A 25,581-nucleotide genomic window follows, 5' to 3' on the forward strand; every position below is an offset into this window, starting at 1 on the left:
GCAAAGGAGACCGTCAATGACGACGCCAAGAGCGACGACGCAAGCGCTGAACCTCCGGCTCGGCTCCGCCCCCGACTCGTGGGGGGTGTGGTTCCCCGAGGACGACCACCAGCTCCCGTACGAGCGGTTCCTCGACGAGCTGGCCGGCTCCGGGTACGAATGGCTCGAGCTCGGGCCCTACGGCTACCTGCCGACCGACCCCGAGGTGCTGTCCGAGGAGGTCGCCAAGCGGGGCCTGAAGGTCTCCGGCGGCACCGTCTTCGGCAACCTGCACACGCCCGCGAAGTTCGACGAGACCCTCGCGACCGTTTCGAAGGTAGCGAAGCTGACGGCCTCGCAGGGCGCGAAGCACGTGGTCTTCATCCCGCCGCTGTTCCGCGATGAGAAGACCGACGCGATCAACGACGTCACCGAGTGGGACGCGACGCAGTGGAAGACGGTGCACGCCGCGGCGAACCGGATCGGCAAGCAGATGTTCGAGGAGTACGGCGTCACCATCGCCCTGCACCCGCACGCCGACTGCCAGATCATGACTCAGCCGCAGATCGAGACATTCCTCGACGGCACCGACTCCGACTACGTGTCCCTATGCCTCGACACCGGTCACGTCGCCTACGGCGGCGGGGACAATGTGGACCTCATCCGCCGCTGCGGCGAGCGGATCGGCTACGTCCACATCAAGCAGATGGACCCTGAGATCCTCCGGCAGGTCCGCGACGAGGGCCTGGGCTTCGGCGAGGCCGTCAAGCGCGGCGTCTGCGTGGAGCCGCCCGCCGGGGTGCCGAACCCGGCCGACATCGTCACCGAACTGTCGAAGCTGGACGCCGAGCTCTTTGTGATCGTCGAGCAGGACCTGTACCCGTGCGAACCCGACGTCCCCTTCCCGATCGCGGTCCGCACTCGCAAGTACCTCAACGGCTGCGGTCTGGGGGCCCGTCACCAGCAGGCCTGAGGGCCTGTGCCACCTCTCCGAAAGCGGACCCTGGACGACTCACAAACCACATGTCCGGCGGCGCGGAGCTCGAATCGCTCCATCACGAGCTCGAACGCGATCCCGTGCGCGTCACCGGCACCGAGAAGTAAGGACGGAACACCATGAGCATCGGCATCGGTCTGATCGGCACGGGCTGGATCGGCGAGCAGCACGTGCACCGGCTGGCGAACGTCGTCTCCGGCGCGCGGGTCGTCGCGGTCTCGGACATCGATGCCGAGTCGGCGGGCAAGGTCGCGGCCTCGGTCGGGGCCCGGGTCGTGGACTCGGCCGAGGCGCTGATCGAGGATCCGGAGGTCGAGGCGGTCGTCGTGACCTCGTGGGGTCCGGCCCACGCCGAGCAGGTGCTCGCCTGCATCTCCGCGGGCAAGCCGGTGTTCTGCGAGAAGCCGCTCATCACCGAGATCGCGGACGGCCAGCGGATTCTCAAGGCCGAGCAGGCGGCCGGGCGGCGGCTCGTGCAGGTCGGGTTCATGCGCCGCTACGACGCGGGGTACCGGCAGATGAAGCGGGTCTTGGATTCCGGGGAGATCGGTGCGCCGCTGATGGCGCACTGCGTGCACCGCAACCCGAACGTGCGCGAGGCCTATACGACCGAGATGGCCGCGAAGGACACGGCCGTGCACGAGGTGGACTCGCTGCGGTGGCTGCTGGGGGAGGAGTTCACGTCGGTGCAGACGATCCTGCCGCGCAAGACCTCCAAGCGCTTCCCGCATCTGCAGGATCCGCAGATCTTCCTGTTCGAGACCGCTTCGGGTGCGCGCGTCGACGTCGAGGCGTTCGTGAACTGCCAGTACGGCTATGACATCCAGTGCGAGATCGTGGGCGAGGACGGGGCGGTACGCCTGCCGGACCCGGCCGGGCCGGTGGTCCGCAAGGCGGGCAGGGCGAGTGCGGAGGTGCTGCAGGAGTTCGGCGACCGCTTCGCCGACGCGTTCGACGTCGAGCTGCAGGAGTGGGTCGACCGCTTGATCGCGGGCCAGGAGCCGACCGGCCCGACCTCGTGGGACGGTTTCGCGGCCACGGTCGTGGTCGATGCGGCGGTCCGCTCGCTTCATTCTGGAGGCATCGTGCCGATCGATCTGCCGCCGCGCCCCGACTTCTACGCCTAGAAATGAAACCGATGACGATCGCTCTCGACATGGTCGCGGTGTTCGCGTGAGACGAGCGGGCGCGCGAGTCGAGCGCGTTCATGCTCGACCGGGCGCGCAGGGAGCTGCTGGGACGATAGCCCGCACCGCGCGGCGGCCGGTCGCGCCGCCGCCCGGTGTTTGCTAAGGTCACGCTGGTCAAGGCCCCGCCGGTAGGCCGGGGCCTTCTACGTGTCCGATGGTCCTTGAAGGTTTGCAAGTCGATGCAGCAGTACGCGATGTTGATATCGCCCTCCGCCAATCGCGTGTACGCGCGCACCGCCGCCCGCATGGCGGCCAACGAGATCCGGGTCTTCAGCGCCCACGCCCTCGACGGCGCCATCGAGGACGTGGAGGAGGCCGTGCTCGGCGCCGTCCCCTATCTCACCTTCCGCTCCGATTCGCTCAGCGCGCGCGATTTCCGGCTGCTCGCGAACCTCTCGTCCCTGTACGCGCTGTTCGCGGTACGCGGCGCGATGCTCGAGCCGATCGCGGTCGAGCGGCTCGACCGCTACGACGACGACCTCGTCACGATCCTCAAGTACGTGGGCAAGACCAACGAGCAGTTCACGAAGCTGCTGCTCAACGTCACCGCCGCGGTGGCGCTCGCGCCCGACCGCCTCCTCTCCGGCGACGTGGCGGTGCTCGACCCGATGTGCGGTCGCGGCACGACCTTGAATCAGGCCGCGATGTACGGCTGGGACGCGTTCGGCGTAGAGGTCGACAAGCGCGACTTCGAGACCTACAGCGCGTTCGTGCAGCGCTGGCTGAAGGACAAGCGGCTCAAGCACCGAGCCCTGCAGAGCCGGGTGAAGCGCGAGGGTCGCGGGGTCGGGCAGCGCACGCGGGTCGAGTTCGCGGCGACGAAGGAGCTGCACCGCGCGGGCGACGTGCAGGTGCTCGAGTTCGTCAACGCGGACACGCTGCGCAGCGGCGAGGTGTTCAAGCGCGCCTCGTTCGACCTGATCGTGACGGACGCGCCGTACGGGGTGCATCATGCCGCGGTGAAGGACACGCGGGCGCTCACCCGCAAGCCGACGGAGGTCCTGGAGGCCGCGATCCCGGTGTGGGCCGGGCTGCTGCGCCCGGGCGGGGCGATCGGCCTGTCGTGGAACCTCTACACGACCGACCGCGCCGATCTCATTGCGATGCTTGAGGAATCGGGCCTCGACGTGATGGACGCGGCCCCGTTCCTCGACTTCGAGCACCGTGTCGACCAGGCCATCAACCGCGACCTGATCGTGGCCCGCAAGCCGAAGTAGCACGGCGCCGGCCTCGGCAGGGCTTGGCAGACACGCGAAGGTCCGTCACGATAGGCCGATGTCGTTCTTGTGGAAGATGCGGCCGGGCCGCGAGCGGACCCCGTTCACCTTGGGCCGCTTGGCAGGGCAATTGTGGCGATTCGGGCTGCTGGAGGCGCGCGCCTGCGTCTTCGCGGTGGCGATCTTCCTCGGCTTGGCGGCCTCGGCGGTCGTGCCGCTGCCCATGGAACGCGGTGACGCGCTGTTCATCTACGGGATGGGCATGACCTTGTTCTTCCTGCTGTTCAGTTCCGACACGTGGAAGGAGCTGCTGCTCGTCACGGGCTTCCACGCGCTCGGCCTCGGGTTCGAGCTGGTGAAGGTGGCGATCGGTTCGTGGACGTACCCGGACCTCGGGGTGCTCGCCGTCGGCGGCGTGCCGCTGTACAGCGGGTTCATGTACGCGGCCGTGGGCAGTTTCGTGTGCCGGTCCTGGCGGCTGCTGCGGCTGCGGATCGAGGGGTACCGGCTGTGGGCGACCACCGCCGTGAGCCTGCTGATCTACCTGAACTTCCTGTCCAGCGGCTGGCTGTTCGACGTCCGGCTGGCGCTCACGGTGCTGCTGGTGTTCATCACGCTGGGCACGTGGGTGCATTTCACCGTGGGCGACGCGGAGTACCGGATGCCGCTGGCGCTGTCGTTCACGCTCATCGCCGTGTTCCTGTGGATCGCGGAGAACATCGGGACCTACTTCGGCGCGTGGGTGTATCCGCACCAGGCCGACGGCTGGGAGCCGGTTCACCTCTCGAAGCTCTGGGCCTGGGCGCTGCTGGTCACCGTCTGCTTCACGCCGGTGGCGGCGTGGAAGGTCCGTTCGAGCGCCGGGCCGCTGCCGAGCACGGCGGATTGACGGAACGGAGGCGCCGCCGGGTCCTGGGGGCCCCGGCGGCGCGAGCGCGTTCGCCTAGATGATTGATCGAACCCGGCCGGAGGCCGCGGTCGTCAAGGGCGCCTGCCTGAGCGACCTCCTGGAATCAATCCTCTAGACCGTGGTGGTCTGGTTCGAGCCCGACCACCACTGGCCGTTGGCGTGGTACACGACGTACCAGGCGATCCGGTGGCCCTCGGGGAAGTCCTTGTTGCACACCGTCCAGCCCGCCGAAGGGGCGAAGTTGTTGGTGCAGTAGCCTTCGCGGTCGCCGTCGAGGTCCCACCATGTGATCTTGACGACGTAGTCGGCCGATCCGTTGTTCTTGAGCCAGATGTAGTCGCCGTAAGGCTGGACGCAGCCGGACACGTAGCGGTTCTCGACGCACTCCCTGGAGCTGTCCTCGTACCAGGTGACGTTGGTCGTCCAGTCTTGCTCGTACGCGGCGAACGCCGGGGTGGCGAGGCCGAGAACGGCGAACAGGGGGACGGCGAGCGCGGCGAGGAGCGCCGCGAAGCGGTTGCGCATGGGGATGCCTCTCTGATGGTCGTGACCGCGCTCCGAGGCGGGGCGCAGGCGGGGGAATGCGTTCGGTGCCAATGGATTTGGTCCGAGTGCTGACCAAAGTACGCAGTGGCCCCGACCCAGAGTTGCGTACAGCGCACGATTTTTCTCGGAGCGGTCGTGTCGGCACCCGAGGCCAGGATCGGGCGATGTGCGGCCTCGGGATGAAACCTGTTGCAGTACAGTCGATTCACCCGGAATCGGTACAGTTCTCAAACGGTCTGGCCCGCCTCATGCAACGCATCCTCGCCCCTGACCGCTGCAGCCTGGTACAACGACCAACTCGGCGAGCCGGTCCTACGATCGCTGACCGCTTGCGACCGCCGACCCCTCGGAGTCATTCATCTAGCGGCGTCCGCGGGCCTGGGCGAGGCCGAGGCCGCTGTCCTCGGCCACGTCCTCCCATTCGAGGAACTTGAAGTTGGTGCTGGACTCGTCGCTGCCTTCGGGCGTGTTGTCGCCGTCCTGGACTACGAGGAGCCCGCCGTCGAAGCCGGGGAGGCTGACGTTGACGACGTCGGCGCCGTCGCTGTGCTGGGTCGAGTCGACGTCGCCCGCGGCGATGGCGAAGGAGCCGAGGTAGTCGTTGCCGCCCGAAAGGGCGTAGACGGCGAAGGTGTCGTCGCCCTGGCTGGAGGCGAGGAGGTAGCCGGTGCCGCGGCCGGTCGAGTAGATGGTGAGGCCTTCGATGTCGGTGCGGAGGACGTCGCCGCCGAAGCCGGGGTTCTGGCCGTACTCGCATTCGTCGGTCTCGGCGTTGTAGGCGCCGGGGAGGCCGAATTCGACTGCGGTGTCGACGAGTTCGGGTGCGCCGGTGAGGTCGGCGCTGACCTTCCAGATGCCGACGAGCTCCTGGCCGAGGTAGGCGGTGCCGGTGGACTCGTCGACGACCATGCCTTCGACCTGCGCGTACTGGCCGGGGTCGTCGCAGGTGGTCCAGGTGGAGCCGTCGGGCATGGTGAACTCGGCGGGGAGGGCGAGGGTGCGGATCTTCTCCCAGCCGACGGAGTCGCCGTTCGCGACGAGTTTCAGGAGGGCCACTTCGGTCTCGGAGTTGCGGCTGACGAGCGCGTACGCGCCGGTCGCGTCCTGCCAGGTGGTGAGGCCGTACGCGGTGTGCTCGTCGTTGATCTCGGCCTGCGATTCGCTGAAGATCCAGCCCGCGCCGGGGTCGGTGACCTCGCGGAGTTCGCCGTCTTCGATGGCGAAGACGCCGAGGTCGTCCATGCCGCGGTCGGAGGCGACGGCGAGGTCGACCTTGTCGCCGTCGAGCGCGAATCCGCGCACGAGGTCGACGTTGTTGTAGCGGCCGGGCGCGTCGTCCTCGCCGGGGGCGGGATCGGGCGCGATGTGCTGGACCTCTTCGCCTTCGAGGTCGTGGACATAGAGCCCGGCCTCTTTCGCGGTGGTGATGACGAGGCTGTCCTCGGGGTCGTCCTGGTCGACCCAGATCGCGGGGTCGTCGGCGTCGGCGCCATCGTCGGTCCAGAGTGCGGGGGTCTCGAGCTCGGCCGTCAGTTCGTCGTCGGACCGGTAGTCGGCCTGGGCGGACGCGGCGCACGCGAGCACGGCGGCCGTGCCGAAGGCGGTGAGGGTGATGAGTCGGGAAAGCAAGGAGTCTCCTCGAATCGGGGTTGAGTTGTCGATTCGATGGTCGGGCCCGCCCGTGAATCCCGGGTGAACGCCGCTCGACCCGGAGAACGAATTCCCCGCCGGGACGACCGGTTACCTTTGCACCATGGAGACCTCGCACGAGCCGCCCGGATATCACTGCCCGTTCTGCAATCTCCTTGCGGGGCACAGCGACGGGGTCGCCAATGTGGAGGACATCGTGCACCGCGACGGGCATGCGGCGGCCTTCGTCTCGCCGCGCTGGTGGCCGAACAACCGCGGGCACGTGCTCGTGGTGCCGACCGGGCACCACGAGAACCTGTACTCGATCCCGGCCGACGCCTATGCGGCCGTAGGCGATCTGGTGCGGGAGGTCGCCGTCGCGATCCGCGCCACCTATGGCTGCGACGGCGTCTCCACGCGCCAGCACAACGAGCCCTCCGGGAACCAGGACGTCTGGCACCTGCACGTCCACGTCTTCCCGCGCTACGAAGGCGACCGGCTCTACTCCTCGAATCCGCTGCCCGGCTGGGCCGATGCTGCGGAGCGGCAGGTCTTCGCAGAGCGGCTGCGCTCCTACTTCACGTCCTCGTCCGGGTTCTCCATAGGAGCCAGATGAAGTAGGGCGTGCCGATGAGGGCGCATACCAGGCCCGCCGGGATTTGGGCTGGTGCGATCACGGTGCGGCCCAAGGTGTCCGCGATGCTCACCAGCAGTACTCCGATGAGGAGGGACACGGGCAGGACGCGGGTGTGCCTGCTGCCCACCAGGGCTCGAGCCAGGTGCGGGGCGACGAGGCCGACGAAGCCGATCACGCCGACCACTGCGACGGCGGCGGCCGTCAGCACCGCGGCCGCGCCCAGCAGGAGCAGGCGGGTCCGTTCGAGGCGCACGCCGAGGACCCGCGGGGTGTCGTCGTCCAGTGCTAGGAGATCGATGTCCTTGCGGTACATGACGACCACCGGGACGACCAGCACGAGTGCCACCGCGAGCGGGATGAGCCGCTCGGCCGTGCGCCCGTAGGTGGAGCCCGAGAGCCAGGTCATCGCCTTCGGCGTGTCCCAGGGGTCCGAGGCCAGGATGATCAGCGTGATGACGGCCATCCCGAACGACCAGACGCCGATGCCGACGAGCACCAGCCGCCCGGTGTCGAGCCCGCCGCGCCAGGCGATGGCGTACACGACCGCGAAGGCCGCGAGGCCGCCCGCCGCCGCCACCGCGGTCACTGTCCAAGCCCCCGCGTTCGGCGCCCAGGTGATGAGGGTGACCGCGCCGATCGCGGCCCCTGCCGTCACACCGAGCAGGCCCGGTTCGGCGAGCGGGTTGCGGGCCACGCCCTGCGTCACGGTTCCGGCGCACGCGAGGGCGGCCCCGGCGAGGATCGCGGCGAGCACCCGCGGGTAGCGCTGGTCGATGATCCACGTGTACGTGGAACCGGTCTTCCCGGCGAGCCAGTTGACCAGGTCGCCGCCGAGGAGCATCGTGTCCCCGGCCATCATGCCGACGACCAGGGCCGCGACCGAAGCCACCGCGAGTCCGATCACGATGAGCGCGAAGCCGATCCGGCCGCGGTTGGCGGCGCCGTGGAGGATCGCGGGCTTGTCCTGCGATCCGGCGCTGCGGACCGAGCGCGCGAGCCACACCATGACGGCCGCGCCGAGCAGGGTCGTGGTGACGCCCACGGGGATGTAGATGCTCGTCTCCGGGTCCACGAACGCCCGCAGGGCGAGGTCGGCGCCGATGATGATGATCGCGCCGCACAGGGCGCTGAACGGGATGAGCGTGCGATGGGTCAGGAGCCCGGGGAGCCGACGGGCGATCTGGCGGGCCGCGACCGGCGCGGCCAGGCCGACGAATCCGATCGGCCCCGCCACCGCTACCGCGCAAGCGGCCAGCAGGAGCGAGCAGACGACTGCCAGGGTGCGGGTGCGCCGCACGTGGACGCCGAGGCTCGCCGCGGTGTCGTCGCCGAGCCGCAGCAGATCCAGACGCGGCCCGAGCGCCAAGGCCCCGATGACGGCGAGGAGCACGATCGGCGCGGACTGCGCGACCGGCGCGAACCCGGCCAGACTGAGACTGCCTGAACCCCAGGCGAACAGGCCGGTCGTTGATTCTTCGAAGAGGAGCAGCAGGACCGAGACGAGGGAGTTCGCGGCCATCGCCGTCGCCGATCCGGCGAGGATGAGCCGGGTGGTGGCCGTCGCGCCGCCGCCCGCGGCGAGCGCGAGCACCAGGCCTGCCGTCGCCACGGCCCCGACGAACGCCACGCCGATGCCCGAGAGCAGCGGCAGGCTGAGCCCGAACGCGGCGACCGCGGTCACCGCCAGGTAGGCCCCGGCGTTGACCGCGAGCGTGTCCGGGCTCGCGAGCGGGTTGCGTGCCACCGACTGCAGCAGCACGCCGGAGGCGCCGAGCGCGACGCCGACGAGGACCGCCGCCGCCAGCCGCGGCAGCCGCGCGCCTTCGAGGACGTTCCAGACTCCCGGGTCGGCGGTCCCGGTGACCAGTCTCAGCACGTCCATCGTGTCCACTTCGGACGTGCCTTGGGTCAGGTGGAGCGCCGCCAGCACGGCCAGGGTCCCCAGAGTGATGGCGAAGACCGCCGCGGTGGGAAGGAGTTTCGGCGGCGCCTGGGCCGGGGCCCCCGGCCGCGCTGGCGGGCTCATCGTGCTCAACTGCCGTAGACCTCGGCGAGGAAGTCCAGCAGCAGCTCGGAGGAGCGGGGGCCGCCGAAGGTCCAGGCGCCCTTGGGGAGCTCGTACAGCGTGCCGTCCTTGACGAACCGGAGGTTGTCGTAGATCGGGTTGCCGACCAGCTCCTCATTGAAGATGTTGTCGTTGAAGGAGTTGTTGTACACCAGGTTCAGCTCGGTGTCGGTGTACGCGGCCAGGCCTTCCACATCGGTGGCGCCGAGACCCCAGACGCCGTCGGTGGCGCCGGTCCAGGCGTTGGCGAGGCCCACTTCCTTGGCGAGCGCGCCGAACAGGGAGCCTTCGCCGAAGGGCCGCACGGAGATCGAGGAGCCGTCGATCCAGCCGTCGACGATGAAGACGGGCACGTCGGCCTTGCCGCCGGCCTCGATCGCGGCGGCGGTCTCGGCGATCTTCGCCTCGAAGCCGGCCCACAGGGTCTCGGCTTCGGCGTTCTTGCCGGTGAGGTCGGCGATCATGTCGACGTCGCGCTTCATGCGCGCGAGGTTGTCCTCTTCGTTGGAGCCCTCGGTGACCAGGACCGGGACGAACTCCTCGAGCGGCTCGATGATGGCCTCGTTGTCGTTCTCGAGGATCACCAGGTCGGGGTCGAGCCCGGCGATGGCGTCGATCGAGGCCTCGGCGCGCATGCCCACGTCGGTGACGGTGTCGTCGAGCGGTTCGGCGGCACCGGCCCAGACGTTGTAGCCCTCGATGTCGGCGACGCCGACTGGCATCACACCCAGGCTGATGCTGATCTCGACCTCGGACCATTCGAGGATGACCACGCGCTCGGCGGGCGCGTCGAGTTCGACGGTGCGGCCCAGGAAGTCGACGGTGGAGACGGGGCCGGACTCGGCGGCCGTCGCCTCGTCACCGCCCGCGCCCTCTTCGGTGGTGCCGCAAGCGGAAACGGCGAATAGAGCGGCTGCGGCCAGTGCCGCGGGCACGGCGGAGCGCTTGAGGTGGGGGGAAGAGAGCATCGATTTCCTTAGCTATTCGGTGGCGGTGCTTGCGAACCTGCGGCTGTGCCGGCCGATGGGCCGGGCCGTGAGCAGGCCCGTGACGGGGTCGGCGTCGACGCGGATGTCGATGCCGTAAGCGGTGGTGAGGTTCTCGGCCGTGAGGACCTCCGCGGGCGTGCCGGCGGCCATGACGCGGCCCTCGTGGAGCAGGACCACGTGGTCGGCGATCGCGGCCGCCTGGTCGAGGTCGTGCAGGACGATGCCGACGGCCGTGCCGTGCTCGTCGGCGAGGTCGCGCACGAGGTCGAGGATCTCGACCTGGTAGCGCAGGTCGAGGTGGTTGGTGGGCTCGTCGAGGAGGAGCACCGCGGTGTCCTGGGCGAGGCAGGAGGCGAACCAGACGCGCTGGCGTTCGCCGCCGGAGAGCGCTTCGACGCCCTTCTCGGCCATGTCGGCGACGCCGCAGATCTCCATGGCGCGCTGGATCTTCGCGGGGCCTTCCGCGTCGCCTTGGCGCCACCGCCCGCGGTGGGGGTGGCGGCCGTAGCCGACGACGTCGACGACGCGGATGCCGCCGGGGACGGGGCGGGACTGGGCGAGGAGCGAGACGCGCCGCGCGAAGTCCTTGGGGCTCAAGGCGGTCGCGTCGGTGCCATCGGTGAATTCGACGCTCCCGGCCTCGGCCTTGTGGAGGCGGGCGAGGGAGCGCAGGAGGGTGGACTTGCCGGATCCGTTGGGGCCCAGGAGGGCCGTGACCTGGCCGCCGCGGAGGGCGATGTCGGCGTCGTGGACGACCGTGTCGCCGAAGTAGGCGAGCCGGAGCGCGCGGCCGTTCAAGCCGGCGTCGTTCAAAGCGGAGTCGTTCAAGCCGGCGTCGTTCGCGGGGTCGTTCAGGGTGGGGCCGTCTGGCATGTAGGCAAGGCTAACCTATCCTGCGCTAGCGCGCATCTTGGCAGGTCAGTCCTGTGGCGCGACGCGACTCGGCGTGCGAAATGGCCAATGAGTCCCTTTCGCGCCCAAATGATTCTCCTCCAAGTGAGGAATCGGATACCACGCGTAAGAGTGAATTCCGGCGCGGCACTCTGGACTTGGCGGTGCCGGGTGGGGTCGACTGGTCCTAGGCGTCACCCGGCCGATGCACCCCGTGTCGGCTCGGCGCGCCAGAGAGGACCAACATGACACCGAATGCGAAGGTGGGGCCTTCGAGTGTCGTCATCGACGAGATCTGGACCGTCGAGCGAGTCAAGTCGCTCGGCGTGATGACGAATGTCGAGACGGCCGCGCAGATCCTCGGGATCGGCAGGACGGTCGCGTACCGGCTGGCGAAGGACGGACAGTTCCCCGTCCAAGTCCTTCGGATCGGCCACAGCTACCGGGTCCCGGTGCTGCGCCTGCTCGAACTGCTCGGCGCGCCGGATCCCAGGCCTGAACGCGACCGGATGCTGATCGACTAGCGACCGCGAGACGAACGGCGGCGCCGCCCCAGGGCCTGAGCTCATGCACGACTCGCAAGCTTCGGCGTGTGGAGCAGCGCCGCCTGACGTCTTTCACCGTTTCTTGCGTTTGTCCTTGTGCTGGCTGTGCTTGTGTTGAAAATGCACGAACAGCCGACCGAAGTTCTTCGAGTCCTTGTCCACCCGGTGGTACAAGGCCTTGATTTCCTTCTGGTCGAGGAACCGCAGCACCTTCTTCTTCAACTGCCCCGAGCCCTTGCCCGGGATGATCTCCACGAGGTCGATCTTCTTCGCGACCGCCTCGTCGATCACGTCCCGCAGCGCCTTCTCGATCTGGTCGCCCTTGTTGAAGATGTCGTGCAGGTCCAGCACCAGTTTGGCCATGATCGAAGCCTAAGCGCCCGTGCGCGGGATGTCCGGCTCGATGTAGATGATCTTCGCCTTCGGCACGGCCGCGCGGATGCGCGCCTCGGCCGCGTCGATCTGCGACGCCACCTGCTCGCCGGTCGCCGAAACGCCGATCCCGACCTTCGCGGCCACCAGCAGCTCGTCCGGGCCCACGTGCAGGGTCTTGAGGTGGATGAGGGTGTCGCCCTCACCGTCGTTGATGGCGGTCGTGATCGCGTCGATGTCCTCGAGCGTCGCGGATTCACCGATGAGCATCGAGCGGATCTCGATGGCCAGCACGATCGCGATGAGCACCAGCAGCACGCCGATCGCCATGGTGCCGAGCGCGTCGAACACGACCAGCCCGGTGATCCACGACAGGCCCACACCCAGCAGCGCGAGAATGAGGCCGACGAGCGCGCCGATGTCCTCCAGCAGGATCACCGGCAGCTCGGGCGAGCGCGAGCCCTTGACGAACTGGACCCACGACTGCTTCCCGCGGACGTGGTTCGACTCCTTCACCGCCGTGCGCAGCGAGAACGACTCCAACGTGATCGCGACCAGCAGCACGATCACCGCGACCAGCGGGTTGTGCAGTTCGCCCTCGTGCGTCAGCTTGTGGTAGCCCTCGTACAGCGCGTACACGCCACCGATCGAGAACAGCACGATCGACACGATGAACGCGTAGATGTAGCGCTCGCGCCCGTACCCGAACGGGTGCGCCGGGCTGGCCGCCTTCCGCGAGGCCTTGCCGCCGATGAGGAGCAGCACCTGGTTGGCCGCGTCGGCCACCGAGTGCACGCCTTCGGCCAGCATCGACGCCGATCCCGTGATCGCCGCCGCGATGAACTTGCTCACCGCGATGCCGGTGTTCGCCGCTAGCGCCGCGACGATCGCCTTGGTGCCGCCTTCTGCTGACATCTGCTCGCCATTCCTTCCGTATGTGTGCGTGACACGCAGAAAGGAGTCTGTCATGGCCCCGCCACACCGATCGCGACGAGTCCGCGCCATCTCGCCAGGCGCGCGGACCGCCGCTGCGACGGATTTCACCATTCCGGATCGCCCGCGACGGCGCTACCCTAGAGGACAGGCGACGCCCCAGAAGGACAACAAGCTTCTGGTCAGGGCAAACGCTCGTACACCGCCAAGGGAGTCCTCCTCCCGGCCGAACGCCTCCTCGCGAGGCCCACAGCCCCTGTACGAGCTGAGCCCGTGTCACCGAGCGCGGACCGAGTGGTGGACCGGTTCCGGCGAATGAGTCCCAGGACTCTGAACCGAACCGAACGCCGCGAAAGGCCACGCCTGTGACCACCCTCGACGACCGCCAGACTTCCATCGTCCAAGCGCTTGCTCCTGACACGAGCACTGTCGCCGCGCCCGAGCGCGCCACGCTCAAGCAGTGGCTCGCCGTCGCCGCCGTCGCCCTCGGCGTCTTCGTCGTCATGACCTCCGAGGTCCTGCCCGTCGGCCTGCTCACCCCCATCAGCGGCGAACTCGGCGTCAGCGCCGGCACCGCCGGCCTCATGGTCACCGTCCCCGGCCTCGTCGCCGCCATCGCCGCGCCCCTCAGCATCGTCTTCACCCGCCGCCTCGACCGCCGCGTCGTGCTCATCGGCCTGGCCGTGCTCGTCGCTGCCGCGAACGTCGGCGCCGCGCTGGCCGCCGGTTTCGAACTGCTCCTCGCGGCCCGCATCCTCGTGGGCCTCGCCATCGGCGCGTTCTGGGCCGTCGCGGGCGGCATCGCGCTCCGCCTCGTCCCCGCCCGTGACGTGCCGCGCGCGACCGCCGCGGTCTACGGCGGCATCGGCGCGGCGACCGTACTCGGCGTCCCGGCCGGAACGCTGATCGGCGACCACTTCGGCTGGCGCGCCGCCATGTGGGCCCTCGCCGGGCTCGCGCTCATCGCCATGACCGCGATCGCGGTGCTCGTGCCGAGGCTCCCGTCGAACACCACGGTCTCGTTCGCGTCGCTGCCGAAGCTGGTGCGCGCCAACAAGGGCGTGCGCGTCGGTCTGGCGCTCACCTTCTTCATCGTCACGGGCCACTTCATCGCCTACACGTTCATCAGCCCGATCCTCCAGGCCAACGGCATCGGGGCTGGTCAGGTCAGCGGCCTGCTCCTCGCGTTCGGCGCGGCGGCGCTCATCGCCACGGTCGCTTCGGGCTCGCTCATCGGCACGCGCCTGCGCGGCACGCTCGCGGCGCTCGGGGTCGCGATGGCGCTCGGCATGGCGCTCATGGCGTTCGCGGTCGGCGACCTGTTCTCCGCGACGGCCGTGCTCGTGCTCTGGGGTATCGGCTACGGCCTGGTCTCGCCGGTCCTGCAGACCTGGTACATGAACTCGGTCGAGCCGGGCGAGGTCGAGATCGCGACTTCCCTGAACACGGTCATGTTCAACCTGTCGATCGCCGTCGGCTCCTTCGCGGGCGGCTACGTCGTCGACGCGACCGCCCCCGGCGGCGTCCTCTGGATCGGCGCACTCCTCCTCATCCCGGTCGTCCTCATCGCGGTCCGCGCCCGCCGAAAAGCAGCCGCACGCGCCTGAGCCCATGAGGCGGTCCCCTCGCCCCGGACGTGATCGGCAAGGCCCCCACCGGATACCGGGACATGAGAACCTGGAACCACTCGGCCATGACCGACGCGCCCGAACTCGGTCCCCGTCTCGCCCGCGAGCAGGGTGCGCGTCCCGTCGCGGTCGAACACCGACCGCCGATGCCCGCGAGAACTGGAACCCCGCCATGTCTCCCACCGACCGCCTCTGGTGCAGCGACGAGCGCGTGGTCAGGATCAGCACCGTCAAGCATCAGCGGCGATACAGCCTCACCGGGTACCTCGTCGCCGACGAACTCGTGCTCACCTGCGCCCACGACGTGGCGGACGCCGAAACCCGCGAGGTCTGCCTTCCCAGTAGCGAAGCCCATCCGGCGCAACTGCTTTGGCCCGAGGAGGCCGAATCCGACTCGATCGACGTCGCCCTGCTGCGCGTACCCGGGCTTCGGGCCCCGGCGGGCCGCGTCCTCTGGGGCGAATACACCGACTACGTGGGCGCGAAAGCCGCCCGCTGCATCGGATTCCCGCGCGCTGAACGCGAGAACGGCGCCCACCACGCCGCCCGCATCGACGGCGGTTTCGTGCCCGGCCAAGGCTCGGGCAAGGGCCGCATGCAGTTCGACTTCGCCTCACCCGACGCGATCGACCAGCGGGACTGGTCCGGCCTTTCCGGGGCGATGATCCTCGACGACCACGCCCTCCTCGGCATCCTCGCCGAACGATCCGGCACCCGCGAACGGCGCTTCAACGCGATCCCCGCCACCCTGATCCTCGAACAGGAAACGTTGCGCGAGCTCCTCGGCGACCCGGAACTGCTGTCCCTGTCCGACCCTCACCCGCTCGTGCGCAGCCCCTTCGAGCCGCTCGGCGAGGCTACCGAGTTCAAACTCATCACCGCCCGATACGGCCAGGTCCCGTTCGTCAGGGAAAGCCACGGCGATGTCCTCGACGCACTCACCGCCTGGTGCTTCGCAACCGCACCCGAGCCCGCCTCCGGCTGCGACGTGGCCCTTCGCCTGGTGACCGGCCCCGCCGGAGCGGGCAAGACCCGCCTCGCCGCCGAACTCTGCCGCCGCGTCTCCGAGGAGGACCCGGCCTGGCGGGCGGGCTTCGCCCTCGACGACCAGGAGGCGCCCTGGGGATCCCACTTGCCGCAGACGCCGCTGCTCGTCGTTTTCGACTACGTCGAGCGCTCGGCGGTCACGGCGAAGGTGATCGACTTTCTCAAACACCTTGAGCGACTTGGCGAACGCCTGCGCTTCCCCGTCCGGATCCTGCTCATCTCGCGGGCCGCCGGAGGCTGGTACGACCAACTCAGCGACCAGGGCGGCACCCTCCTGCAACAACGACTCAAAGCCCAGGACTCGCCCCGGATCGCACTACGACGCGGCGACTTCGGGCCCCAGGAGCGGGCCGCGCACTTCCGAGGCGCATACGCGCGCTTCACCAACGAGATCGACAACCCGATCGATTCCGAACGGTTCATCGACCTCATCGAAGGCGCGCAGTACGACTCCCCACTCCTCGTCCACATCGCCGCTCTGCTCGCGGCGAGCGGGTCGACGCTTCCCTCGCCCGATCGCGGCGGGCTCCGCGACCGGCTCCTCGGGTTTCTCCTGCAGCGCGAACGCGACCGCCGCTGGGCCGCCGAACCCGCCCTCTCCACCACCAACGCCGGTCCCGCCGAAAGCGACCAGGCTCTGCACGCGGTAGCGATCATGACCCTGACCGGGCCGACGATCCTGGAGGCCGCGGAATTCTTGAAAGCCTCCGAGCTCTGGGCCGACCAATCGAATGCGGCGAGACGAGAAGCGGCCAAAGCGTTGGCCCGCCTCTACCCTGCCGAAGACGGCCGGACCGCGCCGATCGAGCCCGACCTCGTCTCCGAGCACCTGGTGGCCGGCATCGAGGATCTTCCGGCTGTGACCGCCTCGCTCCACAAGATGCCCCTCAACACCGACCACTTCGCGCGGATGCTCCACCTGCTGACGCTGACCCACGACCACTACCCCGATGCGGTCGAAAGCGCCAAGCAGATGCTCGTCCACGCACTGACGAGGATTCTCGGCGGGGAAGCAGAGGAGCTGTCGATCGCCGAGATCCTGGATCAGAGCCTTGCCCGACTCATCGAGATCGCCGTCGGACAGGTCGATCGCGGCGAAGAGGCCGAGGTCGCGAATCTCCTTTCCAGTGCACTGAAACAGGTCTCCGACCTCGATCGCATCGCCGAAGTCGCGGCCGACGTCGAGATCCTTGCCGACCACGACGACGGGCGCCTCGCCGAACTCGGGCAGACCCTTTACGACATCAAGGTCCGCTACCACCGCGAAAAGGGCGATGCCGCCGACCTCATGGCCGCCCTGGAGGGGGCCGCTCGCGGGTACCTCGGGAAGGACCGCTTCGTCGAGGCGTTCAACCTCCTCTACGAGTCGATCAATCTGCGTCTGCAGACGGAGCTGTTCACCGACAGGATGTGGGCCGTGGAGGCGATGCAGCAACTTCGCGGTCAGCTCGAAGACGACGGCCTCTTCGAGGAGTCCGTCAACGCCGCCGAGACCCTCATACGGGTTCTGCAGGCGACAGGAACGGATGCTCCCTCTGCTTACGCGGGCAGCCTCAGCACTCTGGAGCGGGCGGCACGGAAAGCGCGGAGGGAGGACCGGCTCGACGAGGCCCGCAACCTCCTGGACCGCACCGTGGGCCTGCGTCAAGAACTGGGTCTGATTCGGTCGTCTGACTTCCTTCCGGCCATTGACGAATACGAGAAGATCGCAGCCGCATGCCAAGAGCGGTTCCCTCTCGAAGCGATGGCCGCGACCATGGAGGCACTTCGGCTGCGGCAACACATCGGTGACATCGAATTCGACGCGTACCGCCGGAACTTCGAGCGGCTTGATGCGATCTACCGTGCGATCCAGCGTGTCGAACCGGAGGCCGTCGAGGAATCGGCGACGCTGCTGCAGTGGCTCGCGACCCAGGACCACAGCCTCCGGCCCGAGGTCGCCGACGCGCTTGAAGCATGCGGGAGCCAACTCTGGTGGGGCTGGCGCCGTCAGACGGCGCTGATCGTGCTGAGTGTGGCGGTCGAGATGCGTCGGCGGATGGCGAGGGATGTGCCGAGGCCCGACGTCAAACTCGCTCGAGCGCTTGCCGAGTACGGACTGGCCCTGTGGTCTGAGGGTCAACGGGTCCCCTCGTTGCAGGTGCTCAAGGACGCAGAGGCGCACATGCGCGCTGCGGCGGGAGAGCACCCCGACCTCTGGCCGGAAGCCATCCGAACCATGGAGCATCGCGTGGTGGCCCTATGGGGCGCCGACCAGTACCATGCCGCTGTTCAGCTGTTCAAGGAATCGGAGTCGATCGAGCGCGGTCGCGATCGGTTCCGGGCTTCGGCGTCAGTGGCCACACAGGATTCGCGACGAGGTTGGTACGGGGCATCACGCATCGGCGCCGATTTGCCGGGGATGAAGCCGTCCCTGAAAGTCCAACTGCTGGAGACGATCGTCGAAGACACGCCCGGCGCCTACAGCACGCTTGCGACCGCACTCGAAGATCTCAGCCGAGCGCACGCCGAAGCGGGCGAACTTGAGGCCGCATTGGAGTCGGTGTCCAGAGCCGTCGACATCCGACGAAAGCTGGCCGAGGCCTCGCCCCGACTTCACGGCCGCAGACTCCTGGATGCCCTGCGTTTCATGGTCTTCGCGCTGGAAATGCTGCAGAGGAGCAACGACGCCAAGCGAGCCGAGGACGAGGCTGAGACGCTTGTCCGCAAGCTGAAACGGATTGGCGGCATCGACATCGGTTCCGACGGTGAGCTCACCCCGACGGAATGGATGCGCGGCGGCAGCACCGGCTTCCCCGAGATGGGACTCTAACGTTCGTGCACTTGGTCGCGGCCGGAATCGCCTCTGCACGATGCCTCGCCTGCCGGGTTACCCGAGACCGCCGTTGCTGTGGAGCAGTTGGGCGTTGACCCATCCGCCCTCGGCCGAGCACAAGAACGTCACCAGGTTCGCGCAGTCCTGCGGCATACCCAGGCGCCCGAGCGGTGTATAGCGGGTGAAGTCGGCCTTCTGCTCCTCGGTCATCCATCCGGTGTCGGTCGGTCCGGGGTTGATCGCGTTGGCGGTCACGCCCCGTTCGGCGAGCTCGCTGGCGGCGGCGAGGACGATCCGGTCCATGGCGCCCTTGCTCGCCCCGTAGGGGAGATTCCCGGCGGTGTGGTCGCTGGTCAGGCTGACGATCCGACCGCTGCCGTGGGGCCCGCGGAAGCGCTGCCCGAACTCTCGAATCAGCAGCCACGTCGCTCGCGCATTGACCGCGAAGTGCCGGTCGAAGCTCTCCACGGTGGTGTCCATCAGCCCGGAGTCGACCGACTCGCAATGGCACAACACCAGCGCGGTGACGCCTCCGAGTTCGCGCTCGACGCGGTCGAAGATCTGGACTGGCGTCGCCTGGTCGTTCAGGTCCGCCTCGACCGCCATGGTTCTCGCCCCGAGGGAAGCCACCTGCCGGCGCAGCGCTGCGGGGGCCTCCGGCTCAGCGCCCCAGGGCATCCGAGTGTCATACGGAGTCCAATAGGTGAAGGCGACGTCCCAACCGGCTCTCGCCAGGTTCAGTACCACGGACGCCGCGATCCCCGCAGAACGGCCGGCCCCGGTGACCAGGGCCAGCGGGCGCGGCGCCGCGCTCTTGCCCTGCGTGCCTTCTATGCCCATCTGTTCGCTCATGGGCCTCATCCTGGTGGGCCGTCCTTCGATGAGCAACCGATTTCGTCGGAGTCCGGATCGTTCTTGTGAGAGGGAGGTCTCGCCTGGTTGCGCGGGCGGAAGCCGTCGAATACCGCGGTCGCCTTCCCCTCCTCGGTCCGCTCGGCGCGATCGAACGGCTCACGCAGGCGAGGGCGCCCCCGCTCCCCGACTGCCTCCCCGCCGCGTGACTAAGCTCGCGGGATGGAACCGATTCCCCTCAGTTCGGCCGTGGCCGAGATCCGGCGTGAACTCAAGATCGCGATGCTGACCGCCGATGACCAAGTGGCCCTTGAGGTCACGGACATCGAACTGGAACTGACGCTGGAGATCAGCCAGAACAGCTCCGGGGGCGCCGGTGTTTCAGTCCTCGGGGTGGTCGACGGCAAGGCGGACATCACCCGCGCCGGTTCGCGCCTGCATCGCATCAGGCTGACGCTGCGTCCGCAGGCATACGGTGAGAACGGCGAGACGACCTCGCTGCGGCTCTCCGACTCCGAGGCGGTCGATCTGATCTAAGTTCAGCGGTCGACGATGGACGAACGGGTCGGCTACCGGATCTGCGGCACCGCACTGAAGGCCCTCAGCGCATGTTCCCTCGGACTTGCAGCTGCTCGGTATTCTGCAGTCATGTCCACGATCACTGGTCCCGCGAAGATGTCCCGCGGCCGAAAAGTCGCGATTGCGGCCCTATGCGTGGGGGTCGCGGTCGCCGGGACGCTCGTGTATTTCCTCGTCCGCGGGGAACAGGCTGCGCCCCATGGGTTTCCCGGCGACCACCATGTGATCGTCTATCTTGATCGCGACGTCGAGGACGACGTCCTGGAGCAGATTGAGTCGGCGCTCCAGGAACATCCGCTGACCGAGCAGATTGAGTACGAGTCCCAGGAAGAAGCCTTGGAAAGGTTCCAGGACACCTTTTCAGAACAGCCTGACCTTGTGGATTTGACGGATGCCGCTGACCTGCCGTCCGCCTTCCGAATCAGACTGACCGACAGCGATCGGTCTGAAGAGTTCGTTCAAGAATTCGAGGAGGTGGAGGGTGTATACGAAATCACCGACCTTATGGAGGCCTATCGGTACTACGAGCCGGCCTGTATCGAGTTCGAGGATAAGGGCATCAGTCCTGCCGAGGGCGACACTGAATCGGTTCTCTATGAGATAGAGCAGGCTTGCAGCAATTTCGGTTACGACTTCTGAGACTCACGTCCAGGCGGCGGGTCAGACCGGCACGGGCTCGCGTTCGAACGCCGGAACCGCCGGTTCGCACGCCGGGGTCTGCTTGCGGAAGCGACCGGGCGCCTGCCCGAAGTCGCGTTTGAACGCGGCCGCGAAAGCGAATTCGGAGGCGTACCCGACCTGCCGGGCCACGGTCGCCAGCGGCGCGTCGGTGTCCGAGAGCATTCGCGCGGCGAGCGTCAACCGCCAAGAGGTCAAGTAGCCCAAGGGAGGCTGCCCGACGAGCTCGGTGAACCGGCGCGAGAACGCCGACCGGGAGAGCCCGGCGACCTCGCCGAGGGAGCTCACCGACCACTGGCGGGCCGGTTCGGCGTGGATCGCCTGCAGGGCCGCGCCGATCGAGCGGTCGGCGAGGGCCGCCGCCCAGCCGTCGAAGCCGCAGTGCCGGGCGTTGCCTTCGAGGACGGCTCGCAGCAGGTACATCAGGACCGCGTCGAGCAGGGCGGGCACGAGCGTGTCGCCGCCGCCGCGTTCGGCCCGCAGTTCGCTCTCGAGCATGGTGATCGCGCCCGCGAGTTCGGGCCGCGCGGCGGGATCGGCCGGGATGACGGTGAAATCGGGCATCGCGGCGAGCAACGGGTGGGTGCGGCCGGGCGCCATCGCGTAGGCGAGGCAGACCATGACGTGCGTCGCGGCCGGGTCGTGCGCCGAGCGGAGGATGAGCCCGGCGGGCCCGGCGCCGTCGCATTCGGGCCCGGGCGGCGTACTGAGCGAGTCGGCGACGATCGAGTGCGTGCTGCCGCGAGGAACGACGAGCACGTCGCCTTCCGCCAACTCGATGACTCGTCTGTCCTCAGTGGTCACGAATGCGCCGCCGCGCACCATGATCTGGACGCCGAAGCCGTTCGCATGGCTGCGGCGCTGGTCGGAGAAGGGCGCGGTGTGCGAGAACCGGGCGGCGAAGGGCCTGCCGGTCCGCAGCACGGCCAGTACGTCGCTGAGCACATCCATGCCGCAACCCTAGCCAGCGGATTCGCGGCGCGGCAGGCCTGAGGACGATCGCGTATGAACCGAGGACGTTCGCGGATGGGCGGCGGCGACTCCCCGCCATACCTTCGAAGGCGTCCCCCGGAAACGCAACCCAAGGCTGTGGAGTCAAATTATGTCCAAAATAGACGAACCGGCGGTCAAGGCCCCAGCCCCGGTCTGGCGCACCCGACTGCTCGCCCTCGCGGTCACCATGGCCGCCGCTGTCCTCGCCTGGGTCGTCGCACACGCCGCAGGGGTCGAACTCGAGGCGAGCCAGCCCGGCGGCGAAGCGATGCCCGTCGGCATCGTGAACGTCGTCATGTCCGTGGTGCTCTTCGGCGGCCTCGGCTGGCTGGCCCGCGCGATCCTCGACCGCTTCGCGAAGCACCGCGCGGTCCTGGTCTGGCGCATCGGCGCCGGCGTCGTCTTCGCGCTCGAGGTGCTCCCGATCGTGCTTGCCGAGGCGACCCTCGGCATGAAGGTCTTCCTGGCGGTCCTGCACGTCATCGTCGCCGCGATCCTCATCCCCGTCCTCGGCAGGCGCCTACCCGAAGCCTGACGCAGGACAGCGCGAACGCCTCCCGTCGACACCCGCGGGAGGCGTTCGCGCCGCTCAGGTGATCGGGTGGAGGTCGAGGTCGGGGTCGCGGCGGGTGATGCAGTATTCGAGTCCCGCGGGATCGCGCATGACCTGCCACCAGTGGTGGCGGCGCACGGCCTCGGCGCCGAGCCCCGCGTGCCGCTCGGCCTCCGCCTCCATGTCCGTGCAGGCCAGGTCCATGTGCGCGGCCGCGCTCTGGCCCTTCTCGGCGAGGTCCAAGCGCTGCAACAGGAACTGGAGCGGGAGCTCCGGCGGCGGCAGGAGTCGCCGGAACTCCCGAGCATCGGTCACGGTCTGGCGCCAGCCGGTGAACATCTGCCAGAACGCGAGCTCGTGGTCGAATGCCTGCGGCGGAATGTCGATGCAGAGCTGATCGGTCCGGCTCCGCTGCCCGCCGGGCCACTCGAGCGGCGGCGGCACCGCGGTCTCGCCGTCGTACCTGACGAGGCAGAACGCGAACCCGGCAGGGGAGTGGAGCACTACGAGCCCCGGCTCCCGGTACACCGCGGCCGCCCCGAGCCCGACCGCCCGCTCCGCCTCGGCCGCGACATCGTCCACGTGCAGGTCGAGATGACTGCCGCCCATGCCGTCCCGGATCCGCTGCACCCGCAGGTACGGGTCGCCGACCGCCGGAAGCAGGGTCGCGAACTCGCCGTCGGGCCCCCGCCGCGCCGACAGGGTCGAGTCGGTCACTTTGAGCCAGAACGCGACACCGCTCTCGAAACCGTCGGCCGGAAGGTCCCAGAACGCGGTGGTCCATCGAATCGCCATCCCCGCAGTCTAAAGACTGCGAGGCCCGCTCACGCCTGTTTTCCGGCGAGGCGCATACTGCGGCGATGTCCGTAGCGATCCACCACGTCGTCATCGACGCCCACGACCTGCCCGGCCTCGCCCGGTTCTGGGCCCAGGTCCTGCACTGGCAGGTCGTCTCCGAGCGCGAACGCGAGGTCATCATCGGCCCGGACCGGAACGCCGCGTGGGGGATCTGCTTCATGCCGGTCACCGAGCCCAAGCGCGTCAAGAACCGCCTGCACTTCGACCTCAACGCCGAGAGCGCGGAGGACCGCCTCGCCGAGATCGACCGCATCCTCGCTCTCGGCGCCACCCGCGTCGACATCGGCCAGACCGGCGACGAGTCATGGGCCGTGCTGGCCGACCCGGAGGGCAACGAGTTCTGCGTCGTCCGCCCCAAGCAGGACCTCATCGGCTGACCGGCTCACTTGCGCGGGAGGGGTCCCGACGGCGTCGCCAGCGACGAGGCCGAATTCGTGACCATGGACGCCAAGGAGCGGGTGTTGATGACGCCCCTGCAGATGCTCGCCTGGGCCGCGCTCATCGCGTTTGCCGGGGGCCTCCTGCTGTTCGCGTGGCGGCGGCACCGCCCCGAGCGGAGCCGATCCGAGCCAGGTGGATCGCGTTCCGACTGAACCCGGTCCGCGACTGCCGGAAACTCGGTTCCCTTTCGGCACTTCGACTGCTAGACAACGACCATGACCGAAACGCAGCCGCTCACCTACGACGACGCCGTCCGCATCGCCGAAGCCGACCCAGCCGTCGTCGGACTCTTCCTCATCGGCTCGAACGCCATGGAGGGCTTGACCACCGACCACTCAGACCACGACCTGTTCATCATCACCGCCGCAGGCGCCACCACCGAACTCCAACGGCACCACGGCATGCGCTCGCCGAACGTCGACCTGAACGTCGTGCCCCTCGACGACCTCCTGAACGACGTCGTGCCCGAGTACGTTCGCTACGCCTTCGCCCGCAGCCGTGTCGTCATGGACCGCACCGGCGGTGAACTCACCGCGTTCCTGGAAGGCAAAGGCCGCCTCGACCCGCAACAGGCCTTCGAGCACGCCGACGAGGTCCTCGACGCCTACGCGAACTCCCTGTACCGATCGGTGAAGAACCACCGCGACGGCCGCGCGCTGGCGGGCCGCCTCGACGCCGCCGACAGCGTCGGCTACCTGCTCGAGCTGCTGTTCACTCTGGAGTGCCGGCCGCGCCCCTACAACAAGTGCCTCGAATGGGAACTCGAGCGCCACCCGCTTCCGGGCTGGGATACCGCCGCCCTGCTCGACACCATCGGCCGCATCGTCGCCACCGGCGACTCCGACCTCCAGCGGGGCCTCTTCGCCGAGGTGGAACCCAAGGCCCGCAAGGCGGGACACGACAAGATCCTCGACGAATGGGGCGACGACCTCCACCTCATGCGCCCCCGCGCGTGATCACTTCAGGATCTGTTCGAGGGCGGCGGACTGGTGGCGGTGCCCGATCGTCTCGTACCCGACGATGACGACCAGCGGCGAGCACGTCGCGATCACGATGCCGACGCCGACCGTCGCGCCTGCGGCGACCGCGAAAGCCGAGGCGGCGAGGGCGAGGATGGCACCGACGAAGAGCACCATGTGAAACGGGTCGAACCGGTGCAGCAGATACGAGTACAGCGTGAACAGCGCGGTCGTGAAGATCAAGACGGGAACGAGGAGCGTCAGGATGGCGGCGGTCGCACTGATGTGCGCTTGGTGTTCGATGACCTGGGCGGCCACGTGCAGGCCCGCGCCGGTCGCGGCGAGCGAGCCGAAGATGATCAGATGCCCGTAGCCCCAGACGAATCCGCGTTCGCGATGGCGGGCGAGCACCTCGGCTGAGGGCAGCATGAAGTAAACCCACCACAGCCCGAACGCGAGCGCGGTGCCGCCGAACGCGACCAGGACGGCCTCGACGGTCCAGCCCTGCGCCTCGATCACCGCCGAGACGGCGAGGATCGTGCCGAGCACGATTTCGCCGAGCGTGATGATCACCAGCAGTCCGTAGCGTTCGGCGATGTGGTGCGGGTGCCATGGACTGCGGCCGCCCCGCAGTTCGGCGACGATCGGGATCAGCATTTCGAAGAGGGCCAGCACGACGACGATGCCGGCGGTCACGGACAGCGGCGGGTCGACGAAGATCTGGATGACCCAGGCGACCTGCGCGATCCCCATGAGCACGGCGTAGGTCAGCGCGTTGCGGCGCTGCTCGCTGACGTGCCGGGCGATGCGCAGCCACAGCGCGATCATCGCCACCCGCATGACCACGTATCCGGCGACGACCACGCTGTTGTCGACGTGGACGCCTTCGTCGATCGAATGGAACATCTGCGGCAGGCCGAGCGCGATGATGAGCACGCCGAGCATCTGGACCATGGTCGCGACCCGGAAGAAGACGTCGTCGTTGTCGAACGCCGACGCCAGCCACGAGTAGTTGATCCACGCCCAGCAGATCGCGAACACCGAGAACGAGAACGCCCCGATCGCGGGCCCGTAGTGCCCGAGCTCGAGCAGGTGCGCCATCTGCGCGCCGGCCTGGCTGAACGCCACCACCAAGGTGAGGTCGAAGAGCAGTTCGAGGGGTGTCGCGGTGCGATGCGACTCTTCGGGGTCGCGCGCCGTCATGCGGCGGAACCGGTGGTTCCTTGATCCCTGCTCGATCGTTGACATGCGCAACATCCTCCCACCGAACCCGGCGGA

The 25,581-nt window shown here is 68.6% G+C and carries 25 protein-coding genes; 14 read left to right on the plus strand and 11 right to left on the minus strand.

The annotated features are described in order from the left end of the window. Positions 1–16: 16 nt before the first annotated feature. The 4 genes from O1R50_RS15915 to O1R50_RS15930 all read left to right on the plus strand — a co-directional run bounded on the left by O1R50_RS15915 (position 17) and on the right by O1R50_RS15930 (position 4,272). Positions 17–952, plus strand: coding sequence for a TIM barrel protein (locus tag O1R50_RS15915; RefSeq protein WP_270111088.1), 936 nt, complete (start codon positions 17–19; stop codon positions 950–952). A 143-nt stretch (positions 953–1,095) separates the two neighbouring features. Continuing rightward, positions 1,096–2,103: a Gfo/Idh/MocA family protein gene (locus O1R50_RS15920; protein ID WP_270111090.1), complete on the plus strand. Its 1,008-nt coding sequence runs from the start codon at positions 1,096–1,098 to the stop codon at positions 2,101–2,103. A 242-nt stretch (positions 2,104–2,345) separates the two neighbouring features. Further along, on the plus strand, positions 2,346–3,383 hold the full coding sequence (locus O1R50_RS15925) for a TRM11 family SAM-dependent methyltransferase (protein WP_270111091.1): 1,038 nt from the start codon (positions 2,346–2,348) through the stop codon (positions 3,381–3,383). Positions 3,384–3,441: 58 nt separating this feature from the next. Then, complete coding sequence (locus O1R50_RS15930) at positions 3,442–4,272, plus strand: DUF817 domain-containing protein (RefSeq protein ID WP_270111092.1); 831 nt, start codon at positions 3,442–3,444, stop codon at positions 4,270–4,272. Between the two features lie 132 nt (positions 4,273–4,404). Here O1R50_RS15930 and O1R50_RS15935 read toward each other — a convergent pair whose 3' ends face one another. Next, positions 4,405–4,818 carry a hypothetical protein gene (locus O1R50_RS15935; RefSeq protein ID WP_270111093.1) on the minus strand — a complete coding sequence of 138 codons (414 nt, stop codon included), beginning with the start codon at positions 4,816–4,818 and terminating at the stop codon, positions 4,405–4,407. A gap of 381 nt (positions 4,819–5,199) precedes the next feature. Further along, positions 5,200–6,468 carry a phytase gene (locus O1R50_RS15940; RefSeq protein ID WP_270111094.1) on the minus strand — a complete coding sequence of 423 codons (1,269 nt, stop codon included), beginning with the start codon at positions 6,466–6,468 and terminating at the stop codon, positions 5,200–5,202. 124 nt (positions 6,469–6,592) lie between these two features. On the opposite strand from O1R50_RS15940, the gene O1R50_RS15945 reads away from it, so the two are divergent. After that, on the plus strand, positions 6,593–7,084 hold the full coding sequence (locus tag O1R50_RS15945; protein ID WP_270111095.1) for an HIT family protein: 492 nt from the start codon (positions 6,593–6,595) through the stop codon (positions 7,082–7,084). Here the strand turns inward: O1R50_RS15945 and O1R50_RS15950 are convergent. From O1R50_RS15950 to O1R50_RS15960, 3 genes are read right to left on the minus strand one after another with little or no spacing between them, the layout of a single operon-like run. Next, complete coding sequence (locus O1R50_RS15950; RefSeq protein WP_270111096.1) at positions 7,047–9,131, minus strand: iron ABC transporter permease; 2,085 nt, start codon at positions 9,129–9,131, stop codon at positions 7,047–7,049. The genes O1R50_RS15945 and O1R50_RS15950 overlap by 38 nt on opposite strands. 5 nt (positions 9,132–9,136) lie before the next feature. Next, the gene (locus O1R50_RS15955) at positions 9,137–10,138 is read right to left on the minus strand and encodes an ABC transporter substrate-binding protein (protein ID WP_270111097.1); all 1,002 of its coding nucleotides are present in this window, start codon (positions 10,136–10,138) and stop codon (positions 9,137–9,139) included. Between the two features lie 12 nt (positions 10,139–10,150). After that, complete coding sequence (locus tag O1R50_RS15960; protein ID WP_270111098.1) at positions 10,151–11,032, minus strand: ABC transporter ATP-binding protein; 882 nt, start codon at positions 11,030–11,032, stop codon at positions 10,151–10,153. A 263-nt stretch (positions 11,033–11,295) separates the two neighbouring features. Here O1R50_RS15960 and O1R50_RS15965 point away from each other — a divergent pair, with 263 nt between their 5' ends. Then, positions 11,296–11,574 carry a helix-turn-helix domain-containing protein gene (locus O1R50_RS15965; RefSeq protein ID WP_270111099.1) on the plus strand — a complete coding sequence of 93 codons (279 nt, stop codon included), beginning with the start codon at positions 11,296–11,298 and terminating at the stop codon, positions 11,572–11,574. 93 nt (positions 11,575–11,667) lie between these two features. Here O1R50_RS15965 and O1R50_RS15970 read toward each other — a convergent pair whose 3' ends face one another. Next, positions 11,668–11,958 carry a Smr/MutS family protein gene (locus tag O1R50_RS15970; protein ID WP_270111100.1) on the minus strand — a complete coding sequence of 97 codons (291 nt, stop codon included), beginning with the start codon at positions 11,956–11,958 and terminating at the stop codon, positions 11,668–11,670. Between the two features lie 9 nt (positions 11,959–11,967). Further along, the gene (locus O1R50_RS15975) at positions 11,968–12,882 is read right to left on the minus strand and encodes a cation diffusion facilitator family transporter (protein WP_270111101.1); all 915 of its coding nucleotides are present in this window, start codon (positions 12,880–12,882) and stop codon (positions 11,968–11,970) included. A gap of 383 nt (positions 12,883–13,265) precedes the next feature. Here O1R50_RS15975 and O1R50_RS15980 point away from each other — a divergent pair, with 383 nt between their 5' ends. Beyond that, the gene (locus O1R50_RS15980; RefSeq protein ID WP_270111102.1) at positions 13,266–14,507 is read left to right on the plus strand and encodes an MFS transporter; all 1,242 of its coding nucleotides are present in this window, start codon (positions 13,266–13,268) and stop codon (positions 14,505–14,507) included. 193 nt (positions 14,508–14,700) lie between these two features. Then, positions 14,701–18,387, plus strand: a complete 3,687-nt coding sequence (locus O1R50_RS15985) for a trypsin-like peptidase domain-containing protein (protein ID WP_270111103.1) — start codon at positions 14,701–14,703, stop codon at positions 18,385–18,387. A 57-nt stretch (positions 18,388–18,444) separates the two neighbouring features. On the opposite strand, the gene O1R50_RS15990 is transcribed toward O1R50_RS15985, so the two are convergent. Next, positions 18,445–19,242 carry an SDR family oxidoreductase gene (locus O1R50_RS15990; RefSeq protein ID WP_270111104.1) on the minus strand — a complete coding sequence of 266 codons (798 nt, stop codon included), beginning with the start codon at positions 19,240–19,242 and terminating at the stop codon, positions 18,445–18,447. A gap of 222 nt (positions 19,243–19,464) precedes the next feature. On the opposite strand from O1R50_RS15990, the gene O1R50_RS15995 reads away from it, so the two are divergent. Together O1R50_RS15995 and O1R50_RS16000 are read left to right on the plus strand one after the other, a co-directional pair. Continuing rightward, the gene (locus tag O1R50_RS15995; RefSeq protein ID WP_270111105.1) at positions 19,465–19,779 is read left to right on the plus strand and encodes a trypco2 family protein; all 315 of its coding nucleotides are present in this window, start codon (positions 19,465–19,467) and stop codon (positions 19,777–19,779) included. 111 nt (positions 19,780–19,890) lie between these two features. Then, positions 19,891–20,460: a permease-like cell division protein FtsX gene (locus O1R50_RS16000; RefSeq protein ID WP_270111106.1), complete on the plus strand. Its 570-nt coding sequence runs from the start codon at positions 19,891–19,893 to the stop codon at positions 20,458–20,460. Positions 20,461–20,481: 21 nt separating this feature from the next. Here O1R50_RS16000 and O1R50_RS16005 read toward each other — a convergent pair whose 3' ends face one another. Beyond that, entirely contained in the window at positions 20,482–21,450 is a 969-nt protein-coding gene (locus O1R50_RS16005; protein ID WP_270111107.1) for an AraC family transcriptional regulator, read from the minus strand. A 151-nt stretch (positions 21,451–21,601) separates the two neighbouring features. Between O1R50_RS16005 and O1R50_RS16010 the strand changes: the two genes are divergently transcribed. Then, entirely contained in the window at positions 21,602–22,027 is a 426-nt protein-coding gene (locus O1R50_RS16010) for a DUF6069 family protein (protein WP_270111108.1), read from the plus strand. Positions 22,028–22,081: 54 nt separating this feature from the next. Here the strand turns inward: O1R50_RS16010 and O1R50_RS16015 are convergent, their stop codons facing one another. Then, entirely contained in the window at positions 22,082–22,840 is a 759-nt protein-coding gene (locus O1R50_RS16015) for a VOC family protein (RefSeq protein WP_270111109.1), read from the minus strand. 65 nt (positions 22,841–22,905) lie between these two features. On the opposite strand from O1R50_RS16015, the gene O1R50_RS16020 reads away from it, so the two are divergent. The 3 genes from O1R50_RS16020 to O1R50_RS16030 all read left to right on the plus strand — a co-directional run bounded on the left by O1R50_RS16020 (position 22,906) and on the right by O1R50_RS16030 (position 24,300). Next, on the plus strand, positions 22,906–23,280 hold the full coding sequence (locus O1R50_RS16020) for a VOC family protein (protein WP_270111110.1): 375 nt from the start codon (positions 22,906–22,908) through the stop codon (positions 23,278–23,280). 87 nt (positions 23,281–23,367) lie between these two features. Continuing rightward, on the plus strand, positions 23,368–23,496 hold the full coding sequence (locus O1R50_RS16025) for a hypothetical protein (RefSeq protein WP_270111111.1): 129 nt from the start codon (positions 23,368–23,370) through the stop codon (positions 23,494–23,496). Positions 23,497–23,559: 63 nt separating this feature from the next. Further along, on the plus strand, positions 23,560–24,300 hold the full coding sequence (locus O1R50_RS16030; RefSeq protein ID WP_270111112.1) for a hypothetical protein: 741 nt from the start codon (positions 23,560–23,562) through the stop codon (positions 24,298–24,300). Here the strand turns inward: O1R50_RS16030 and O1R50_RS16035 are convergent, their stop codons facing one another. Beyond that, positions 24,301–25,551 carry a low temperature requirement protein A gene (locus O1R50_RS16035; RefSeq protein WP_270111113.1) on the minus strand — a complete coding sequence of 417 codons (1,251 nt, stop codon included), beginning with the start codon at positions 25,549–25,551 and terminating at the stop codon, positions 24,301–24,303. Between the last annotated feature and the right edge of the window lie 30 nt (positions 25,552–25,581).

Source organism: Glycomyces luteolus, assembly GCF_027622875.1.
GTDB lineage: Bacteria > Actinomycetota > Actinomycetes > Mycobacteriales > Micromonosporaceae > Glycomyces > Glycomyces luteolus.

Bases quoted from the DNA above. Each gene is read 5' to 3' on its own strand.
- O1R50_RS15915 (WP_270111088.1), top strand. From the start codon at position 17: ATGACGACGCCAAGAGCGACGACGCAAGCGCTGAACCTCCGGCTCGGC.
- O1R50_RS15920 (WP_270111090.1), top strand. From the start codon at position 1,096: ATGAGCATCGGCATCGGTCTGATCGGCACGGGCTGGATCGGCGAGCAG.
- O1R50_RS15925 (WP_270111091.1), top strand. From the start codon at position 2,346: ATGCAGCAGTACGCGATGTTGATATCGCCCTCCGCCAATCGCGTGTAC.
- O1R50_RS15930 (WP_270111092.1), top strand. From the start codon at position 3,442: ATGTCGTTCTTGTGGAAGATGCGGCCGGGCCGCGAGCGGACCCCGTTC.
- O1R50_RS15935 (WP_270111093.1), bottom strand. From the start codon at position 4,818: ATGCGCAACCGCTTCGCGGCGCTCCTCGCCGCGCTCGCCGTCCCCCTG.
- O1R50_RS15945 (WP_270111095.1), top strand. From the start codon at position 6,593: ATGGAGACCTCGCACGAGCCGCCCGGATATCACTGCCCGTTCTGCAAT.
- O1R50_RS15950 (WP_270111096.1), bottom strand. From the start codon at position 9,131: ATGAGCCCGCCAGCGCGGCCGGGGGCCCCGGCCCAGGCGCCGCCGAAA.
- O1R50_RS15955 (WP_270111097.1), bottom strand. From the start codon at position 10,138: ATGCTCTCTTCCCCCCACCTCAAGCGCTCCGCCGTGCCCGCGGCACTG.
- O1R50_RS15960 (WP_270111098.1), bottom strand. From the start codon at position 11,032: ATGCCAGACGGCCCCACCCTGAACGACCCCGCGAACGACGCCGGCTTG.
- O1R50_RS15965 (WP_270111099.1), top strand. From the start codon at position 11,296: ATGACACCGAATGCGAAGGTGGGGCCTTCGAGTGTCGTCATCGACGAG.
- O1R50_RS15970 (WP_270111100.1), bottom strand. From the start codon at position 11,958: ATGGCCAAACTGGTGCTGGACCTGCACGACATCTTCAACAAGGGCGAC.
- O1R50_RS15975 (WP_270111101.1), bottom strand. From the start codon at position 12,882: ATGTCAGCAGAAGGCGGCACCAAGGCGATCGTCGCGGCGCTAGCGGCG.
- O1R50_RS15985 (WP_270111103.1), top strand. From the start codon at position 14,701: ATGTCTCCCACCGACCGCCTCTGGTGCAGCGACGAGCGCGTGGTCAGG.
- O1R50_RS15990 (WP_270111104.1), bottom strand. From the start codon at position 19,242: ATGAGCGAACAGATGGGCATAGAAGGCACGCAGGGCAAGAGCGCGGCG.
- O1R50_RS15995 (WP_270111105.1), top strand. From the start codon at position 19,465: ATGGAACCGATTCCCCTCAGTTCGGCCGTGGCCGAGATCCGGCGTGAA.
- O1R50_RS16000 (WP_270111106.1), top strand. From the start codon at position 19,891: ATGTCCACGATCACTGGTCCCGCGAAGATGTCCCGCGGCCGAAAAGTC.
- O1R50_RS16005 (WP_270111107.1), bottom strand. From the start codon at position 21,450: ATGGATGTGCTCAGCGACGTACTGGCCGTGCTGCGGACCGGCAGGCCC.
- O1R50_RS16010 (WP_270111108.1), top strand. From the start codon at position 21,602: ATGTCCAAAATAGACGAACCGGCGGTCAAGGCCCCAGCCCCGGTCTGG.
- O1R50_RS16015 (WP_270111109.1), bottom strand. From the start codon at position 22,840: ATGGCGATTCGATGGACCACCGCGTTCTGGGACCTTCCGGCCGACGGT.
- O1R50_RS16020 (WP_270111110.1), top strand. From the start codon at position 22,906: ATGTCCGTAGCGATCCACCACGTCGTCATCGACGCCCACGACCTGCCC.
- O1R50_RS16025 (WP_270111111.1), top strand. From the start codon at position 23,368: ATGACGCCCCTGCAGATGCTCGCCTGGGCCGCGCTCATCGCGTTTGCC.
- O1R50_RS16030 (WP_270111112.1), top strand. From the start codon at position 23,560: ATGACCGAAACGCAGCCGCTCACCTACGACGACGCCGTCCGCATCGCC.
- O1R50_RS16035 (WP_270111113.1), bottom strand. From the start codon at position 25,551: ATGTCAACGATCGAGCAGGGATCAAGGAACCACCGGTTCCGCCGCATG.